15 protein-coding genes and 2 tRNA genes are annotated in these 15413 nt (G+C 74.0%); 4 read left to right on the top strand and 13 right to left on the bottom strand.

Annotated elements, in window-relative coordinates:
- Positions 1-517: 517 nt before the first annotated feature.
- On the top strand, positions 518-2095 hold the full coding sequence (locus tag ABZ945_RS11650) for a ferric reductase-like transmembrane domain-containing protein (RefSeq protein ID WP_361267180.1): 1578 nt from the start codon (positions 518-520) through the stop codon (positions 2093-2095).
- Positions 2092-3675, top strand: coding sequence for an NADH-ubiquinone oxidoreductase-F iron-sulfur binding region domain-containing protein (locus ABZ945_RS11655; RefSeq protein WP_361267182.1), 1584 nt, complete (start codon positions 2092-2094; stop codon positions 3673-3675). The genes ABZ945_RS11650 and ABZ945_RS11655 overlap by 4 nt, the downstream gene beginning before the upstream one ends.
- 157 nt (positions 3676-3832) lie before the next feature.
- On the opposite strand, the gene ABZ945_RS11660 is transcribed toward ABZ945_RS11655, so the two are convergent.
- Positions 3833-3905, bottom strand: a tRNA-Ala gene (locus ABZ945_RS11660).
- Positions 3906-4100: 195 nt separating this feature from the next.
- Here ABZ945_RS11660 and ABZ945_RS11665 point away from each other — a divergent pair.
- Positions 4101-5459, top strand: a complete 1359-nt coding sequence (locus tag ABZ945_RS11665; RefSeq protein ID WP_361267184.1) for a glycosyltransferase 87 family protein — start codon at positions 4101-4103, stop codon at positions 5457-5459.
- Here the strand turns inward: ABZ945_RS11665 and ABZ945_RS11670 are convergent.
- The 9 genes from ABZ945_RS11670 to ABZ945_RS11710 all read right to left on the bottom strand — a co-directional run bounded on the left by ABZ945_RS11670 (position 5438) and on the right by ABZ945_RS11710 (position 10532).
- Positions 5438-5671: a hypothetical protein gene (locus ABZ945_RS11670; RefSeq protein ID WP_248632099.1), complete on the bottom strand. Its 234-nt coding sequence runs from the start codon at positions 5669-5671 to the stop codon at positions 5438-5440. The genes ABZ945_RS11665 and ABZ945_RS11670 overlap by 22 nt on opposite strands.
- A gap of 3 nt (positions 5672-5674) precedes the next feature.
- Complete coding sequence (locus tag ABZ945_RS11675) at positions 5675-5857, bottom strand: hypothetical protein (RefSeq protein ID WP_361267186.1); 183 nt, start codon at positions 5855-5857, stop codon at positions 5675-5677.
- A gap of 215 nt (positions 5858-6072) precedes the next feature.
- Positions 6073-6145 (bottom strand) — tRNA-Ala (locus ABZ945_RS11680).
- A 111-nt stretch (positions 6146-6256) separates the two neighbouring features.
- The gene (locus ABZ945_RS11685) at positions 6257-6910 is read right to left on the bottom strand and encodes a histidine phosphatase family protein (RefSeq protein ID WP_361267452.1); all 654 of its coding nucleotides are present in this window, start codon (positions 6908-6910) and stop codon (positions 6257-6259) included.
- Positions 6907-7344 carry a ribosome silencing factor gene (gene rsfS / locus ABZ945_RS11690; RefSeq protein ID WP_248632097.1) on the bottom strand — a complete coding sequence of 146 codons (438 nt, stop codon included), beginning with the start codon at positions 7342-7344 and terminating at the stop codon, positions 6907-6909. The genes ABZ945_RS11685 and rsfS overlap by 4 nt, the downstream gene beginning before the upstream one ends.
- 94 nt (positions 7345-7438) lie before the next feature.
- Entirely contained in the window at positions 7439-9328 is a 1890-nt protein-coding gene (locus tag ABZ945_RS11695; RefSeq protein ID WP_361267189.1) for an LCP family protein, read from the bottom strand.
- Between the two features lie 19 nt (positions 9329-9347).
- Positions 9348-9968 carry a nicotinate-nucleotide adenylyltransferase gene (gene nadD, locus ABZ945_RS11700; RefSeq protein WP_361267191.1) on the bottom strand — a complete coding sequence of 207 codons (621 nt, stop codon included), beginning with the start codon at positions 9966-9968 and terminating at the stop codon, positions 9348-9350.
- Positions 9969-10086: 118 nt separating this feature from the next.
- Positions 10087-10242 carry a hypothetical protein gene (locus ABZ945_RS11705; protein WP_361267193.1) on the bottom strand — a complete coding sequence of 52 codons (156 nt, stop codon included), beginning with the start codon at positions 10240-10242 and terminating at the stop codon, positions 10087-10089.
- Positions 10243-10364: 122 nt separating this feature from the next.
- Positions 10365-10532 carry a hypothetical protein gene (locus ABZ945_RS11710; protein WP_361267195.1) on the bottom strand — a complete coding sequence of 56 codons (168 nt, stop codon included), beginning with the start codon at positions 10530-10532 and terminating at the stop codon, positions 10365-10367.
- Between the two features lie 204 nt (positions 10533-10736).
- On the opposite strand from ABZ945_RS11710, the gene ABZ945_RS11715 reads away from it, so the two are divergent.
- Positions 10737-11855 carry a M48 family metallopeptidase gene (locus tag ABZ945_RS11715; protein WP_361267197.1) on the top strand — a complete coding sequence of 373 codons (1119 nt, stop codon included), beginning with the start codon at positions 10737-10739 and terminating at the stop codon, positions 11853-11855.
- Between the two features lie 70 nt (positions 11856-11925).
- Here the strand turns inward: ABZ945_RS11715 and ABZ945_RS11720 are convergent, their stop codons facing one another.
- From ABZ945_RS11720 to ABZ945_RS11730, 3 genes are all read right to left on the bottom strand, one after another.
- A complete protein-coding gene (locus tag ABZ945_RS11720) occupies positions 11926-13008 on the bottom strand; it encodes a hypothetical protein (RefSeq protein ID WP_361267199.1) in 1083 nt (360 codons plus the stop codon).
- A 65-nt stretch (positions 13009-13073) separates the two neighbouring features.
- Positions 13074-13634 carry a hypothetical protein gene (locus ABZ945_RS11725; RefSeq protein ID WP_361267201.1) on the bottom strand — a complete coding sequence of 187 codons (561 nt, stop codon included), beginning with the start codon at positions 13632-13634 and terminating at the stop codon, positions 13074-13076.
- Between the two features lie 88 nt (positions 13635-13722).
- Positions 13723-15075 carry a glutamate-5-semialdehyde dehydrogenase gene (locus ABZ945_RS11730; RefSeq protein WP_361267203.1) on the bottom strand — a complete coding sequence of 451 codons (1353 nt, stop codon included), beginning with the start codon at positions 15073-15075 and terminating at the stop codon, positions 13723-13725.
- Positions 15076-15413: the final 338 nt, after the last annotated feature.

Raw genomic sequence — 15413 nt, forward strand, 5'->3', positions numbered from 1 at the left:
CCTCCACGCGCGGATGGCCGGGGCGCGAAACGAAAAATCCCCTCACACAGGAGGGGACGCCGCGCCGACTCCGCGCGGGTGGTGGGAGCCCCGCGTCGGGACTGGTCAGCGCGGCTCGGTAAGCAGAAGGCGTACGGCACGCATGGCGCCAGGGTACCGCAGCGCCCGCAAGGCCCGCAGCGAGGTCCGCCCACCGGACGCGCCCGCGTGAACGCCCTGCGTGACGGCGCGCACCACCTCGTACGCGCCCCGCGCCGCGCCCACCCACCCCCGCCCGCACCCCCTCCCGCCCCGGGGCGCCGAGCCGCCGCGTACCGCCTGGTCCAGACCACTGGCGGGCTCCGAACGGCCGCCCGGGGGTGCCGGGTTACTCCGCGTATCGCCCCTATCCCGGGCAACCCCAGAGTCAGTTGGCGAGGGACCGAAACATAAACGCCCGATTCTCGTACCGGTTGGTATGCGTCGACTTAGCATGCGGCCACGGGACCTCTTTTCCGCACCACAGGAGTCGCCCCCTATGAACCCTCCTCATCGCACGACCCGCTCCTCGCCCACGCGGAAACCCGGCCTCAGCAAGCCGGTACAGGGCGGACTGGCCGCGGCCGTACTGCTCCTCATACCCCTGCTGGCGATCGTCGGCAGCGACCGCTTCCGGGCCGCGCTGGACTTCACCACCGGCGTCCTCTCCCTTGTCTCGCTGACCGCGTCCGTCGCCTGGGGCCTGCTCGCCACCGACCGGCTGCTGCTCTCCGTACGGCACCGGCTGCTCGCCCAGGCCATCCACCGCACCACCGCGGTGGCCTCGCTGGGCTTCCTGCTGCTGCACGCCACCGTGAAGGTGTCACTGGGCCATGTGGAGCTCATCGGCGCGCTGATCCCGTTCAGCCTCGGGCTGACCGGCACTTCCGGGCTGATCGGCCTCGGCTCGCTCGCGGGGCTACTGATGGTGGTCGCCGCCTCCACCGGCGCGGCGCGCAGCGCGCTGGCCGGGCGCGGGCCGATCGCGGCCCGCTGGCGACCGCTGCACATGCTGGCCTATCCGGCCTGGTGCTTCGCGCTGATGCACGGACTCTACGCGGGTCGCCCCGCCGCGACCTGGGTTACCACGATGTACTGCCTGGCCCTGACCGGCGTCGCGGGGGCCGTCTCGATACGGCTGCTGCCGCGCCCGCAGCAGAACAAGCTCGCCGAGCGGCTGCTGGCCCTGCTCGGCCCCGGCGCCGAGCGGAACGCCTCCCCCTCGCGCCGGCGCCGCGACCCCTCGGTCTCCCCGCTCCCGGGTACGGGGGACCTCCCCGCCGCCGCGACCGGCACCGGCCGGGCCGGCCCCGCCCCCTACCCCCCGGAACCCTCCCGTCCACCCGCCTCCCCCTCCCCCGAGTGGAGCGCCGAGCGGCCACCCGTCTCCCCCGAGTGGACGGCCGAGCGGGCGGCCGGCGATCCACCCCGCAGAGCGCGGAAGCGGCGTTCGTCCTCCATATCGGCCGGCTACCGGGCCGTGTCCCTCGGCACCACGGGGGGCACGGCCGCTGCCGCGTCCGGCGGCCCGGCCACCCAGGAGATCCCGTTCGCCGAGCGGGTGCCGATGACGGAGGAGCTGCCGGTGGTCACCGAGGAGCCGGCGACCCGACCGGGCTACTGGCCCACCCCCTCCCCGCCGCCGCCCGCCCAGTCCCCGGCGCCGCCCTCCTCGTACATCCCCCAGCAGCCAACCCGCTCGCCCTTCGACTCCTTCGGGTCCTCCGGCTCGTCGGAGTCCTCCGGCTCCTCAGGGGCCTCCGCGCCCTTCGGCTCCTCCGGCGGTGGCGACCCCTTCAACGGCGGTTTCGCCCCCTCCCCGCCGTCCACCACACCCCCGTCCTACGCCTTCCCCTACGGCTACGGCGACCGCGGCACCCCCGGCGGCTACCCCGCCACCGGCCCCGGCTTCGACACCGGCCCCGACACCGATGTCCACACCGATGTCGACAACGGTGCCGGGACCGGTCAGGCGCCTTTCACCCCCTTCACGCCCTTCGCCGACCCCGCGCAGGGCACCTTCCAGCAGCCACCGGCCGGCGAGCCGTGGACCGCACCCGCAGGAGAACGCCCGTGAACGCCCCGCTCCCCGACGTCCCCGAGGTCCGCGTCGTCGGCCTGCCGCAGCTGACCCAGGGGTTCGACCTGGTCGAGCGGCTGGACCTGCCGATGCACCTCAAGGTGCACGGACCGCTCGAACCGATCGCCGGGGAGCGGCTGGCGCAGCTCGCCGACGACATATCCCTGCGCGGGCGGGGCGGCGCGGGGTTCCCGTTCGGCCGGAAGCTGCGCGCGGTGGCCAAGTCGACCATCCGGCGCGGGGTGCGGCCGGTCGTGGTGGTCAACGGCAGCGAGGGCGAACCGGCCTGCCGCAAGGACACCGTGCTGCTCAACCGCGCCCCGCACCTCATCCTGGACGGCGCGCTGCTGGCCGCCGAGGCCCTGGGCGCGCGCACCCTGGTGGTGGCGGTGACCCGCAATTCCACCGAGGTCTCCATCCGCGCCGCGCTCGCCGAGCGCGGGCTGTCCGACCGGCGCGGGCAGCGGTTGCGGGCCCGGGTGGTGCGCACCCCCGAGCGGATGGTCTCCGGTGAGGCCTCGGCCGTGATCCGGGCGGCGGGCGGCGGACCGGCGCTGCCTCCGGGCCGCCGGGAGCGGGCCGCGGAGTCCGGGGTGGGCGGTGCGCCGACCCTGCTGTCGAACGCCGAGACCTACGCGCAGCTCGCGGTCGCCGCCCGGATCGGCCCGACCCGGTACGCCCACGGCGGGCTGGACAGCGAGCCGGGCACGGTGATGCTGACGATCTCCGGGGCGGTGGCCCGGCCGATGGTGGTGGAGGTGCCGACCGGGGTGCCGCTGCGGTACGTGCTCCAGCTGGCCGGCGCCCCGGCGCAGCCGCAGGGCGTGCTGACCGGTGGCTACCACGGCAACTGGATCGACTCGACGGCCGTGCACAACGCGGTGATCTCCCGGGAGTCGCTGGCGGCGGTGGGCGGTTCGCTGGGGGCGGGGGCGATCCTGCCGATCGGCCCGGAGACCTGTCCGCTGGGTGAGGCGCAGCGGGTGGCGAACTGGCTGGCGGCGGAGACCGCCGGGCAGTGCGGCCCTTGTCGGCTGGGTCTTCCGGCGGCGGCCGGCGGGCTGTCGGATGTGCTCAACGGAGGCGGCCCGGCGGCGCTGGAGGCGTTGCGGGAGGTGACCCAGGCGGTGAAGGGGCGGGGGGTGTGCAAGCACCCGGACGGTTCGGCCCGGTTCTTCGCCTCCACCCTGTCGGCGTTCACCGACGACCTGGCCGCGCATGTGCTGCACGGCGGTTGCGGCCGTCCGACGACCGGGGTGCTGCCGCTGCCGGGACCCGGCTACCAGGACGTGGTGGAGTCCATTCCGAGCGGCCGGAAACTGGCCGTGGACTGGACGCTGTGCAAGGGGCACGGGCTGTGCGCGGACATCGTGCCGGAGCTGGTGCGGATGGGCCGGGACGGCTACCCGGTGCTGGCCGACGCCTCGGTGCCGATGCATCTGCGGGACCGTGCGCAACTGGCGGTGCGCCGCTGCCCCGAGCTGGCGCTGCGGCTGGAGGCGGCCCCGCAGGAGCGGCCGGACCGCCCGGCGCTGCCCCCGGTGACCCGCAAGGCCCTTGGCAGCGGCCAGGGTTGACCCGTAGCCGCTGATCCCGGGCCGGGCCCGTCGCCCCTGGTGACGGGCCCGGCCCGGGCGGGAAACGGCGCGGGCAACACCGGGAAACCCCCCGGGAAACCAGGGAAACGAAAGGGAGGCGGGCCATCCGACCGGATGACCCGCCTCCCACATACTGTGGAGCTAAGGAGAATTGAACTCCTGACCTCCTGCATGCCATGCAGGCGCTCTACCAACTGAGCTATAGCCCCTTGCGGTGCGCCGCCCTCCGGGGCTTCCTCCCGATGGGGTTTCCCTGCTGGTTTCCCTTGGGGTTTCCCTCGCGGCGACAGAGAGAACATTACACGGTCCCCCCGGTGGTTCGCCAAATCGGTTACGGGCCGGGGGCCGCACGGCCGCCCACGGCGGGTGCCGGGCCCCAGCGGCCGCCCGGTAGCGTCCTCCGGGTGACCGTGACCGTGAACCTCCGGGCCCGACTGGCCCGGGCGCCCTTCGCCGCCGCGGCGGCGGCCTGCCTGCTGTCGCTCGCCGCCTTCTGGCTGGCGCAGCGCGCCGCCCACGTGACGATGCTGGACCTGTCCGTGTACCGGGCGGAGGGCGAGACGGTGCTCGCCGGCGGCGACCTGTACGCGATGCGCGCCACCTCGGCGAACCTGCCGACCACCTACCCGCCGTTCGCCGCGCTGCTGTTCACCCCGCTGACCCTGCTCGGGGTGCCGGAGATGCGGACCCTGGCGACGGCCGGGAACCTGCTGCTGCTGGTGGCGCTGGTGCGGCTGTCGCTGCGCCTGGTGCGGCCCGAGGCGCCGGCGCGGGCGCTGTGGACGGCGGCGCTGTGGGCGTCCGCGGTGCTGGTGTGGTGCGAGCCGGTGTGGACCACCCTGCGCTACGGCCAGATCAATCTGCTGATCGCGGTGGCGGTGCTGTGGGACTTCACCCGGCGCGAGGGCCACTGGGGCGCCCGCTGGGCCGGGCTCGGCACGGGTCTGGCGACCGCGGTGAAGCTGACACCGGGGCTGTTCGTGGTGCTGATGCTGGTGGTCGGTGTGCTGCGGCTGCGCCGGGGCGGGGTGCCGGGCAGGGCTTGGGGGGACCCGTGGCTGCGCAAGGCGGTGACGGCGACGGCGGTGTTCCTGGTGGTGACGGTGGTGTCGGCGGTGGTGCTGCCGTATGACTCGCGCCGGTTCTGGACGCGGATGATCTTCGAGACCAGCCGGGTGGGCCGCAAGGAGGAGACCGCCAACCAGTCGCTGAACGGGGTGATCGCCCGGCTGCTGCACACCACCGACCCGGGGGTGTGGTGGCTGCTGGCGGCGGTCGTGGTGGGGGCGGCGGGCCTGGCGGTGGCGGTCCTCGCCGCGCTGCGCGGGGACCGGCCGGTGGCGGTGGTGGCGTGCGGGGTGACGGCGCTGCTGGTGTCCCCGATCTCCTGGTCGCACCACTGGGTGTGGTGTGTGCCCGCCCTGGTGCTGCTGGCGTCGCGGGTGCGGCCGGGCTGGACGGCGGCGGTGGGGCTGGTCTTCGCGTCGTTCGCGCTGTGGTGGGTGCCGCACGCCCCGGCCCCGGTGCGACTCGAACTCCACCAGAACCCGGGGCAGATGCTGCTGTCCGGGCTCTACACCCTGGTGGGGCTGGCCCTGTTGGCGGTGTTCGCGCTGCGGCTGCGTCACGAGGGCCGTACGGCGTCCGGACCGGCCCCGGCGGCGGACGACCGCGTACACCTGCCCGCCCAGGCGACGGGCGACTCACCCCGCGAAGCCGGCGATCAGGCGGCGGCCGGCGATCAGGCTCTGGCGAAGGAGTAGAAGCGTTTGAGGGTGCAGTGCTCGTCGAGCAGGCGCCCGTAGATGGGCTCCCCTTCGAGTTCCCGGTAGGTCTCGATGGGGTCGCCTTTTATGATCAGCGCCCGCGCGCATTCCTCGCACCAGTACTGGTAGCGGGCGTTGACCGGTTCCATGTCGCGGACGATCGGCGTACCGCTGCCGCACCAGTCGCATTTCCGCCTGTGTGCACCCATCGATCAGCTCCAGCTGTGGCCGCAGGACGTGCACACATAGGACACCCCGCCGTTGTCACCGAGTACCTGGGCGACGTGGGCGGAACCGCACGAGGGGCAGCTGAGTCCGGTCCGCGCCCGTGCCGTGTCCACCGCGTCCGCCGCGCCGGAACGGTCGGGAGCCTCTTCGGAACCACTGCCGGCCATCTGCAACTCCCTCCCGTACGCGTACCCGCCGGCGTCCCCTCCGGCCGTCCGATTCTGCCATGGCCACGCACAGCGGTCAGCGGGACGAGGCAGGGAAGCCGGAGAGGAGGCGGAGAGGAGGCAGGGAGCAGGGCAACGGACACGAGACCCGGACCGGGCAGCGGCCCGTATACGACGGAATCCCGCCCCCACCGGGGACGGGATTTCCGTGAACGTGGAGCTAAGGAGAATTGAACTCCTGACCTCCTGCATGCCATGCAGGCGCTCTACCAACTGAGCTATAGCCCCTCGTGTTCTTCGCGCTCCGCGCTGCGAACAAGAAGAACTCTAGCCGGTGACCTGCCGGAAAGGGAAATCCGGTGGCCGGGGCTGCCGACCTGGTGAAGGCGGCCCGGCCGGTCAGGTGTCGTCGCCGAGGACGGGCTCCGGGAGGGTGCCCGCGTTGTGCTCCTGGAGCCGCCAGCCGCGGGCGCCCTCGCCGAGGACCGACCAGCAGCAGTTGGTGAGCCCGCCCAGGCCTTCCCAGTGGTGGGCCTCCAGGCCCAGCAGCCGGCCGATGGTGGTGCGGATGGTGCCGCCGTGGCTGACCACCACCAGGATGCCGCCGTCGGGCAGCTTGTCGGCGTGGCTCAGCACCACCGGGGCGGCCCGGTCGGCGACCTCGGTCTCCAGCTCGCCGCCGCCCCGCCGCACCGGCTCGCCGCGCTTCCAGGCGGCGTACTGCTCGCCGTACCGCGCCACGATCTCCTCGTGGGTCAGCCCCTGCCACTCGCCCGCGTAGGTCTCGCGCAGCGCGGCGTCATGGGCGACCGGCAGCCCGGTCACGGCGGCCAGCTCAGCGGCGGTGGCGGCGGCCCGCCGCAGGTCGGAGGCGACGATCGCGTCCGGCTTCAGGGCGGCGAGCAGCCGGGCGGCCCGGCGGGCCTGGCCGAGACCGGCCTCGGTCAGCTCGATGTCCGTGGTGCCCTGGAAGCGGCGCTCCAGGTTCCACGCGGTCTGGCCGTGGCGCCACAGGACGATACGCCGGCCCCGGCCCGCCTTGCTGCCGTTCAGCTCAGCTCACCGTCCGTACCGTCGGCGCCGCTGAGCCGGGCGTGCTCCTCCGCCTTGCCGCGGGTCTTGACCGCGTCCTCGGGCAGCGGCAGCTCGGGGCAGTCCTTCCACAGCCGCTCCAGGGCGTAGAAGACGCGCTCCTCGCTGTGCTGGACATGGACCACGATGTCCACGTAGTCGAGCAGGATCCAGCGGGCGTCGCGGTCGCCCTCGCGGCGGACCGGCTTGGCGCCGAGGTCCTTGTTCAGGCGCTCCTCGATCTCGTCCACGATCGACTTGACCTGGCGGTCGTTGGGCGCGGAGGCGAGCAGGAAGGCGTCGGTGATGGACAGCACATCGCTGACGTCGTAGGCGATGATGTCGTGCGCGAGCCGGTCGGCAGCCGCCTGGGCGGCGGCGGTCACGAGCTCGATGGAGCGGTCGGTGGCGGTCACATGCTGGCTTTCGTCGGCGGTCCGGGACTCCCCCAGGGTCTCACGTACCGCCGACAGCCCGGCAAACCGATAGCGCTCCCCCGCCCCCCGGCCGCTACCCGGTGCCCTCGCCGTAGTCGGCGCCCAGCACCACGCTCACGCCCGACCCGGCCCCGCCGGAGTCCTTGGTGACCGCGGAGGCCGGCAGCTTGAGGGTCTTGGCGACCTCCTCGGCCACCGTCTTGTCGGCCGGCTCGGCGTAGCGCACCTCGCTGGTCGCCTCGCTGCCCTCGCTGCCGCCGTTGACCACCGTGTAGCCGCCGTTGACCAGCACGATCCGGGCCTCCTCGGCGGCGCCGGGGTCCCCGGAGGCGTTGCGCACGGCGACCCGGACGGCGGCGCCCGTCTCGGGGGCGCTGACCGAGCCGCCCAGCACGTCCTTGACCACGCTCCGCGCGGACTGCTCGCTCAGCGTGCCGTCGGCGCGCACCGGCAGCAGCGCGGTGTCGTGGTCGCCGACCTTGGCGTGCTCGGCGAGCCGGGCCAGCGAGGCGCCGAGGTCCTTCTCGGGCAGAGAGGGGTCCAGCACCTGGGCCAGGGTCTGCACGGTGAGGGTCGCGGAGCCGGGGTCGTCGGAGATCTTGCGCAGCGTGCCGAGGACGACCTGGCCGAACCGCTGGAGCTGCTTGGCCTCCGGCTCGCCCTCGGCGCGGTGGGTGGCGTAGGCGACGGCCATCCGGCCGTTGAGGGTCTGGCCCTCGCCCTTGGGGACGCGCGGCGCGCCGTTCTTGCCGGTGGCGGCGGGCACCTCGGTGTCGGTGTCCACCTCGATGCCGCCGAGGATCTCGACCAGGTTCTCCAGATAGGGGGTGTCCAGCCGCCAGGTGCCGCTGATCCGGGTGCCCAGGAGGGTGCCGACGGCCTCCCGGGTGCCGGTGCCGCCGTCCTCGGCGACGGACTTGGCGAGGGTGGTGGTGGAGCCGTCCTCGTCGGCGACGGAGAGCGAGTTGGGCAGCAGCACGGTGGTGCCGCGCTTGGTGGTGGCGTTGTTCACCAGCAGCGCGGTGGAGGTCTCGTCCCCGCCGGTGGAGTGCAGATGCAGCACGATGACATCGCGCTGCTGCGGTCCGCTCGCGGCGGCGCCGGTCCCGGTGCCCGCCTCTCCGCCGGACCAGGGGAGCTTGCCGGCCGCCCAGAGCCAGCCCACGCCGCCGACCAGGGCGACGGCGAGCACCACGGCCAGCACCACGACCCGGTTGCGGCCGCGGCGCTTGGCCTCCTCACGGCGCTCGGAGCGGCTCTCGGTGAACTTCAGCCAGTCGATGACGTCCTGGGAGTCCTCGTCGGGCTCCTCGACGAAGGAGAACTGCTCGGTGCGGTAGTCCTCGCCGTCCGGGGCCGGCGCCGACGCGGATTCGCCGTCGTCGGCTCGGCGCTGGCCGGGCAGCCGCCGCCCGGTGGCCTCCCGTTCGGCCGGATCACCGGTCCCGGTCGCGGTCCCGGTCGCGGCCTCGGGTGCGGTACGGGGCTCGGGTACGGGCGGCTGCTCGGCGGCCGGGGCCGCGGCGGGCGCCCAGGAACCGGTGGCGGCGGTGTACCCGGCGGCACCCGCCTCGGGGGCCGTCGGGCCCTGCTGCCCGTAGCCGCCGCCGTCGTACGGCTGCGGGTACTGCTCGCCGTACCCCTGCCCGTATCCCTGCCCGTATCCCTGCGGTCCGGTGTACGCGGAGGGGTCCGCCGCCCCGTAGGCGTAGCCCTGCTCCGAGGCCTGGCCCGCGGCATAGGGGTCGTACGGGTCGTAGGAGGCCCCCTGCTGCCACTGCTGTTCCGGGGACTGCTGGTGCTGCTGGTACTGCTGAGCCGTCTGGTCCTGCTGATACTCCTGGTACTCCTGGTACTGCTGCTCGTACACCGGCTGCCCGTAGGCGTCGTAGCCGACGATCCGCGGCCGGCCCGCCGGGTCGTACGGGTCGTGTCCGCCGTACGGGTTGTGCTGGTCGTTCACCGGTGCCCCTCTCCGCGGTTCACTCGCCGCGGTACAACTGGCGCTTGTCGATGTAGCGCACCACACCGTCCGGGACCAGGTACCAGACGGGGTCGCCCCGCCCGACGCGCGCGCGGCAGTCGGACGAGGAGATCGCCAGCGCGGGCACCTCGACCAGGGAGACGCCGCCCTCGGGCAGGCCGTCATCCGACAGGTCGTGGCCGGGCCGGGTCACCCCGATGAAGTGGGCGAGCGAGAACAGCTCCTCGGCGTCCCGCCAGCCCGGCATGATCTGGGAGAGGGCGTCGGCGCCGGTGATGAAGAACAGGTCGGTGTCCGCGTTGAGGTCGCTCAGGTCCCGCAGGGTGTCCACGGTGTACGTCGGCCCGCCCCGGTCGATGTCGATCCGGCTGACCGAGAACTGCGGGTTGGACGCGGTGGCGATGACCGTCATCAGATAGCGGTCCTCGGCCGGGGAGACGGTGCGGTGGCTCTTCTGCCACGGCTGCCCGGTCGGCACGAAGACGACCTCGTCCAGATGGAACAGGGCGGCCACCTCACTGGCGGCCACCAGGTGTCCGTGGTGGATCGGGTCGAACGTTCCGCCCATCACGCCCAGTCGGCGCTTGCCGGGACTGGCGGGCACTTCCAGGTCTCCCATGCGTGCAGAGCCTAACGGCACGGCGGCGCGGCCGGTCCCGGCGGTCGCCCTCACGGTCGCCGCCGACGTCGGCTCGGCGGCCGGCGGCCCGGCGGTCGGCGACTCGGTGGCCGGCGGCTCAGCGGTCGCGGTTGAACCGGGTGGTGATCCACAGCAGCACGACCAGGGCGACCAGGGCGCCGATACCGGTCAGGTACGGGTTGAGGCTCGGGTTGTGCTCGGTGTGCTCGGCGGCGAGCGTGACGAGACCGGTGGCGGAGGTGGGGAGGCTCATCTTCGGCAGGACCTATTCCGTCGGGGCGCGACTCGGGTGGTGACGCCGGGCTGTGACTCGGTGGGTGTGGCTGAGACGTCGCGCACATCGTATGCGGGCGGTCCGGGCACGCTCACGCCGACTCAGTCGTTGTCCTCGTTGTCACTCCCCGCGCCCCGGTATCCGCGCAGCAGGAACCAGGCGAGCAGCACCGCTCCGACGATCGAGACGACCAGGACGATCCGGAGGGTGTTGCCCGGCCCCTGCTGTCCGGAGGCGGCGGCGAGCAGGGCGGCGGCGGTCTGGTGCATGGGGGGCTCCTCGGGTGCGCGGGGCATCCCTTTCCGGGTTGTCCACAGGCCCGTGGGCGGCTTGTCCACAGGCCCGTTCACACCGTAGCCGCAGCACCTACGCTGGGGTCCGGCAGGGGGACGAGACCGTCCGGCCGCACCGGCGCCGTGGGCGCGGGTGGGGGTGGGCACCGACGAGTCGCGTACGAACGATGGGGGCAGGGCATGACCGACAGCAGCCATGAGCGTGTGCCGGGCAGGCAGCGCAGGCGTTTCCCGGAGATATCGTCCCGGGCCTATGAGCACCCGGCGGACCGCTCCGCCCTGGTCGCGCTGCGCAAGCTGAGCGGCTTCGACACCGTCTTCAAGGCCCTGAGCGGGCTGCTGCCGGAGCGCAGTCTGCGGCTGCTGTTCCTCTCCGACTCGGTGCGGGTGGGCGACGAGCAGTTCGCGCATCTGCACACGATGCTGCGGGACGCCTGCTACATCCTGGACCTGGAGAAGGTCCCGGCGATGTATGTGACCCAGGACCCGAAGCCCAACGCCATGTGCATCGGCCTGGACGAGCCGATCATCGTGGTCACCACCGGGCTGGTGGAGCTGCTGGACGAGGAGGAGATGCGCGCGGTCGTCGGCCACGAGGTGGGCCACGCGCTGTCCGGCCACTCGGTCTACCGCACGGTGCTGCTCTTCCTGACCGGTCTCGCGGTCAAGGTGGCGTGGATACCACTGGGCAATGTGGCGATCATGGCCATCGTGACCGCGCTGCGGGAGTGGTTCCGCAAGTCGGAGCTCTCCGCCGACCGGGCCGGGCTGCTGGTGGGCCAGGACCTGCGGGCGTCGATGCGCGGGCTGATGAAGATCGCCGGCGGCAACCATCTGCACGAGATGAACGTGGACGCGTTCCTGGCGCAGGCGGAGGAGTACGAGTCGGGCGGCGACCTGCGGGACTCGGTGCTGAAGATCCTCAATGTGCTGCCCCGTTCGCACCCCTTCACCACGGTCCGGGCGGCCGAGCTGAAGAAGTGGGCGGAGAGCCGGGACTACCAGCGGATCATGGACGGGCACTACCCGCGCCGCACCGAGGACAAGGACACCTCGGTCACCGACTCGTTCCGCGAGTCCGCCTCGCACTACGCGGACACGGTGCGCACCAGCAAGGACCCGCTGATGAAGCTGGTCGGGGACCTGGCGGGCGGCGCCGGCGACCTCGGCGGCCGACTGCGCGACCGCTTCACCGGCAACGGCGGCGGAAGCGGCAACGGCAGCGGGAGCGGCCCCGCGAACGGCGGCGGCAGCGGCAGCGGCGGGAAGGAGGGCCGGGAGGGCGACGGTACGGCCTGACCGGCGGCGGTACGGCCTACGGCTTTACGGAGGGCTGCGGCTTTACGGAGGCCTGCGGCTTTACGGAGGCCTACGGCTTTACGGAGGGCTGGGCGCTGGGGGCGAGGGCGCCGCAGAGGGCGGTGGCGGCGGCACCGGGCGCGTACGGGTCCGTCGCCACGGGCGGTGCCGGCGGGGTGCTCCGTCCGGCCGGTACGGGGTGCAGGGCTGCCGCCGTGTCGGTGCCGCAGGCCTGCGGGCCGGCCAGCACCCGGGCGTTCAGCAGCTCGGCGCGGTGCATCCGCAGATCGTCCCGGTCGAAGCGGAAGGTCAGCTCGCGGCGGACGGTGAACAGCGAGGCGTCCGCCCGGGCCGCCCCCGCCCCGGCGGGCCGGACCGCGTAGACGAAGGTGTGGTCCGAGGCGACCTCCAGGACACCGGGGGCGGCCTCGGAGGCGCGCAGGGTGCCGCGCACCCGCACGGGCGCGTCGGCGAGTGCCGTCTCGTCCGGGTCGAAGCGGACCAGCCAGCCGGTGGCGGCGTGCCGCCCGTCGTCGGCGGGGTTGTCCATGCTGTGGTCGAACTGGTCGTGCAGCCCGGGGTCGAGCAGCAGCCGCACCGGGCGGGTGTCCCGGCCGGACAGCACATCCGGGTCGAGCGAGGACCGGACCAGGTAGTCCTTGGCGATGGCGAGCGCGGCCGTGACCTGGTTCCCGGAGAAGTGGGCGGTGCCCTCGGAGGGGGGCACCGCGACCCCCGCGGCCCCGCTCGGGTACGGGGCGGCGGGGCTGCGGGCGAACAGCTCGGCGGGGCGGCCGCCGGGCACCGCGGACTGCGGGGCCAGCGCCACCACGGTGGTGCGGAGCGGCTCGGCGGCGCGCTCTCCCGGGGCGGGGGTGGTGGTCCGCACCCCCAGATAGAGGACGGAGGCGAAGGCCATCGCGACGACCAGCACCAGCAGCAGCGCGCTCCGTCCGCCCGCGCCGCGCCCCGGTGGCAGCGGGCGGGTGCGCACGGCGGCCGCGTGCTGGGTCAGCCGTTCCTTGGCGGAGGACTCCTGGAGGCGGGCAGCGCGGATGAACGTCTCGTCGAAGACGACGGAACGGTACTCCTCGTCGCCGCCGCCGGGGGCCCCTTCGGGTGTCCCCTCGGGCGGCTCGCCGCGCCCGGTCATACTTTCAGGGTAGGTCGCGGCGCACTCCGGTAAACGCCCTACCCGAAGGCGAGTTGCGGGGAGGGTCAGGGTGTGCCGGGGCCGCTGGTCAGGGTCGGTTCGCCGCGTGGGGCGAGCACGGCGGGGGCGCCGGGGGCGGCTCCGTCCACTCCGCTGCGGGTGGGCGCGGGGACCTGTTCGCCGCGCCCGGAGGAGGTGCCCCGGTACACGGCGCTGAAGGCGAGCGCGACCATCCCGACGCCCATCACCACGGCCAGGATCCAGGCCACCGGGCGGTGCCAGCGGGAGCTGGGCCGGTACGGGCGCAGGGCGCCGCCGTGGGCCCCGTACGGCCCGTCCCCGCACTCGTCCTCGTACTCCCCGTACGCGTCGCCGTCCGGATGGCCGCCGTAGCCGTACCCCGGCCCGTCGTCGGCGCCGCCGTGGCGGAACCGGCGGGCCTCGGCCTCGGCCCGGGCCTCGGCGGCGGCGAGCAGCCGCTCCACGGCGCTGGGCTCGTGGAAGGCGGCGGCCCGTACGAAGTCCTCGTCGAACACCACGGAGGCGAAGTCCTGGTCAGCGCCTCCGCGGTCGTCGTCGGGCTCCCAACCGTCCGGGAACGGCTTGCCCCCCACGTCGTCCGGCACTCGTTCAGAGTAGACCTGGAAGGTGGTTCGCGGCAGCCGGACGGCGAAGCCGGACCGTGATCCGGCCCTCGGGCCCGCGCTCCTGTGCCTACCGGGTGTGGCCGTCGCCGGTGACGATGTACTTGGTGGAGGTCAGCTCGGGCAGGCCCATCGGGCCGCGGGCGTGCAGCTTCTGGGTGGAGATGCCGATCTCCGCGCCGAAGCCGAACTGGCCGCCGTCGGTGAACCGGGTGGAGGCGTTCACGGCGACCGTGGTGGAGTCCACCAACCGGGTGAAGCGGCGGGCGGCGGCCTGCGAGGTGGTGACGATCGCCTCGGTGTGGCCGGAGGACCAGCGGCGGATGTGGGCGACGGCGTCGTCCAGCGAGTCCACCACGGCCGCGGCGATGTCGTAGGAGAGGTACTCGGTGGCCCAGTCCTCTTCGGTGGCGGCGAGCACGGTGGCCTTGGACGCTTCGGCGTATCCCCGCACCCGCTCGTCGCCGTGGACGGTGACCCCGGCCTCGGCGAGCGCGTCCAGGGCGCGGGGCAGGAAGGCACCGGCGGCGTCCCGGTGGACCAGCAGGGTCTCGGCGGCGTTGCAGACGCTGGGGCGCTGGGCCTTGGAGTTGACCAGGATGTCCACCGCCATGTCGAGGTCGGTCTCGGCGTCCACGTAGACATGGCAGTTGCCGGTGCCGGTCTCGATGACCGGGACGGTGGACTCCTCGACCACCGTGCGGATCAGCGAGGCGCCGCCGCGCGGGATGAGGACGTCGACCAGACCGCGGGCGCGCATCAGCTCGCGTACCGAGTCGCGGGACTCGCCGGGCACCAGCTGGACGCTGTCGGCCGGCAGCCCCGCGCCCGCGACGGCGTCCCGCAGGACGGCGACCAGCGCGGAGTTGGAGGCGTACGCGGAGGAGGAGCCGCGCAGCAGCACCGCGTTGCCGGACTTCAGGCAGAGCGCGGCGGCGTCCACGGTCACATTGGGGCGGGCCTCGTAGATGATGCCGACGACACCGAGCGGGACGCGGATCTGGCGGAGGTCGATGCCGTTGGGGAGGGTGGAGCCGCGGACCACCTCGCCGACCGGGTCGGGCAGCGCGGCGACATGGCGGACGTCGGCGGCGATGGCCTGGATCCGCTCCGGGGTGAGGGTCAGCCGGTCGATGACCGTCTCACTGGTACCGGCCGCCCTGGCCCGGTCGGTGTCCTCGGCGTTGGCCGCCACGATCTCGGCGGCCCGGGCCTCCAGGGCGTCCGCCACGGCGAGCAGGGCGGCGTCCTTGGCCGCACGCGGAAGTGGCGCGATCTCGTCGGCGGCCACCCGGGCCCGGCCGGCGGCCTGAAGCACCGCCGACAGCGGCGCGGCGCCGTCGGCGGGCGCGGCCGGGGAGGCCGGGGAGACCTCGGTGGCGGAGGGAGCCGGGGTGGACGCGGAGACGGAGTGCGAGCTCATGCTCGCAGGGTAATGCGGTGCCGGGCCTGGCCCGGCGGGGCGTCCCGCTCCGCGAGACGGGGAGGCCGGTACGTGGACGGGGCGGCGGCGCACGGGACGGCGGGGCCGGCACCGGGGCGCGGAGGTGTCCGGGCCGCGGCCGCCGGTCGTTCGGTCCCGCGCGCCGGGCCTCCGGCCGTGGCCGCCAGAGGCTTCCGGGCCGCGCACCACCGGTCACCCGGCCTCGGTCACTGACCGTCCGGCCCGCCTGTCGCCAGGGGCGTGCGGTGCCGATCGTTCAGGCCCGCTCACCGAACATCCGGCCGGGTCCCGGGGCGTCCGAGCCACGGCAGCGCATG

The organism is Streptomyces sp. NPDC046887, assembly GCF_040644755.1.
Classification (GTDB): domain Bacteria; phylum Actinomycetota; class Actinomycetes; order Streptomycetales; family Streptomycetaceae; genus Streptomyces; species Streptomyces lichenis.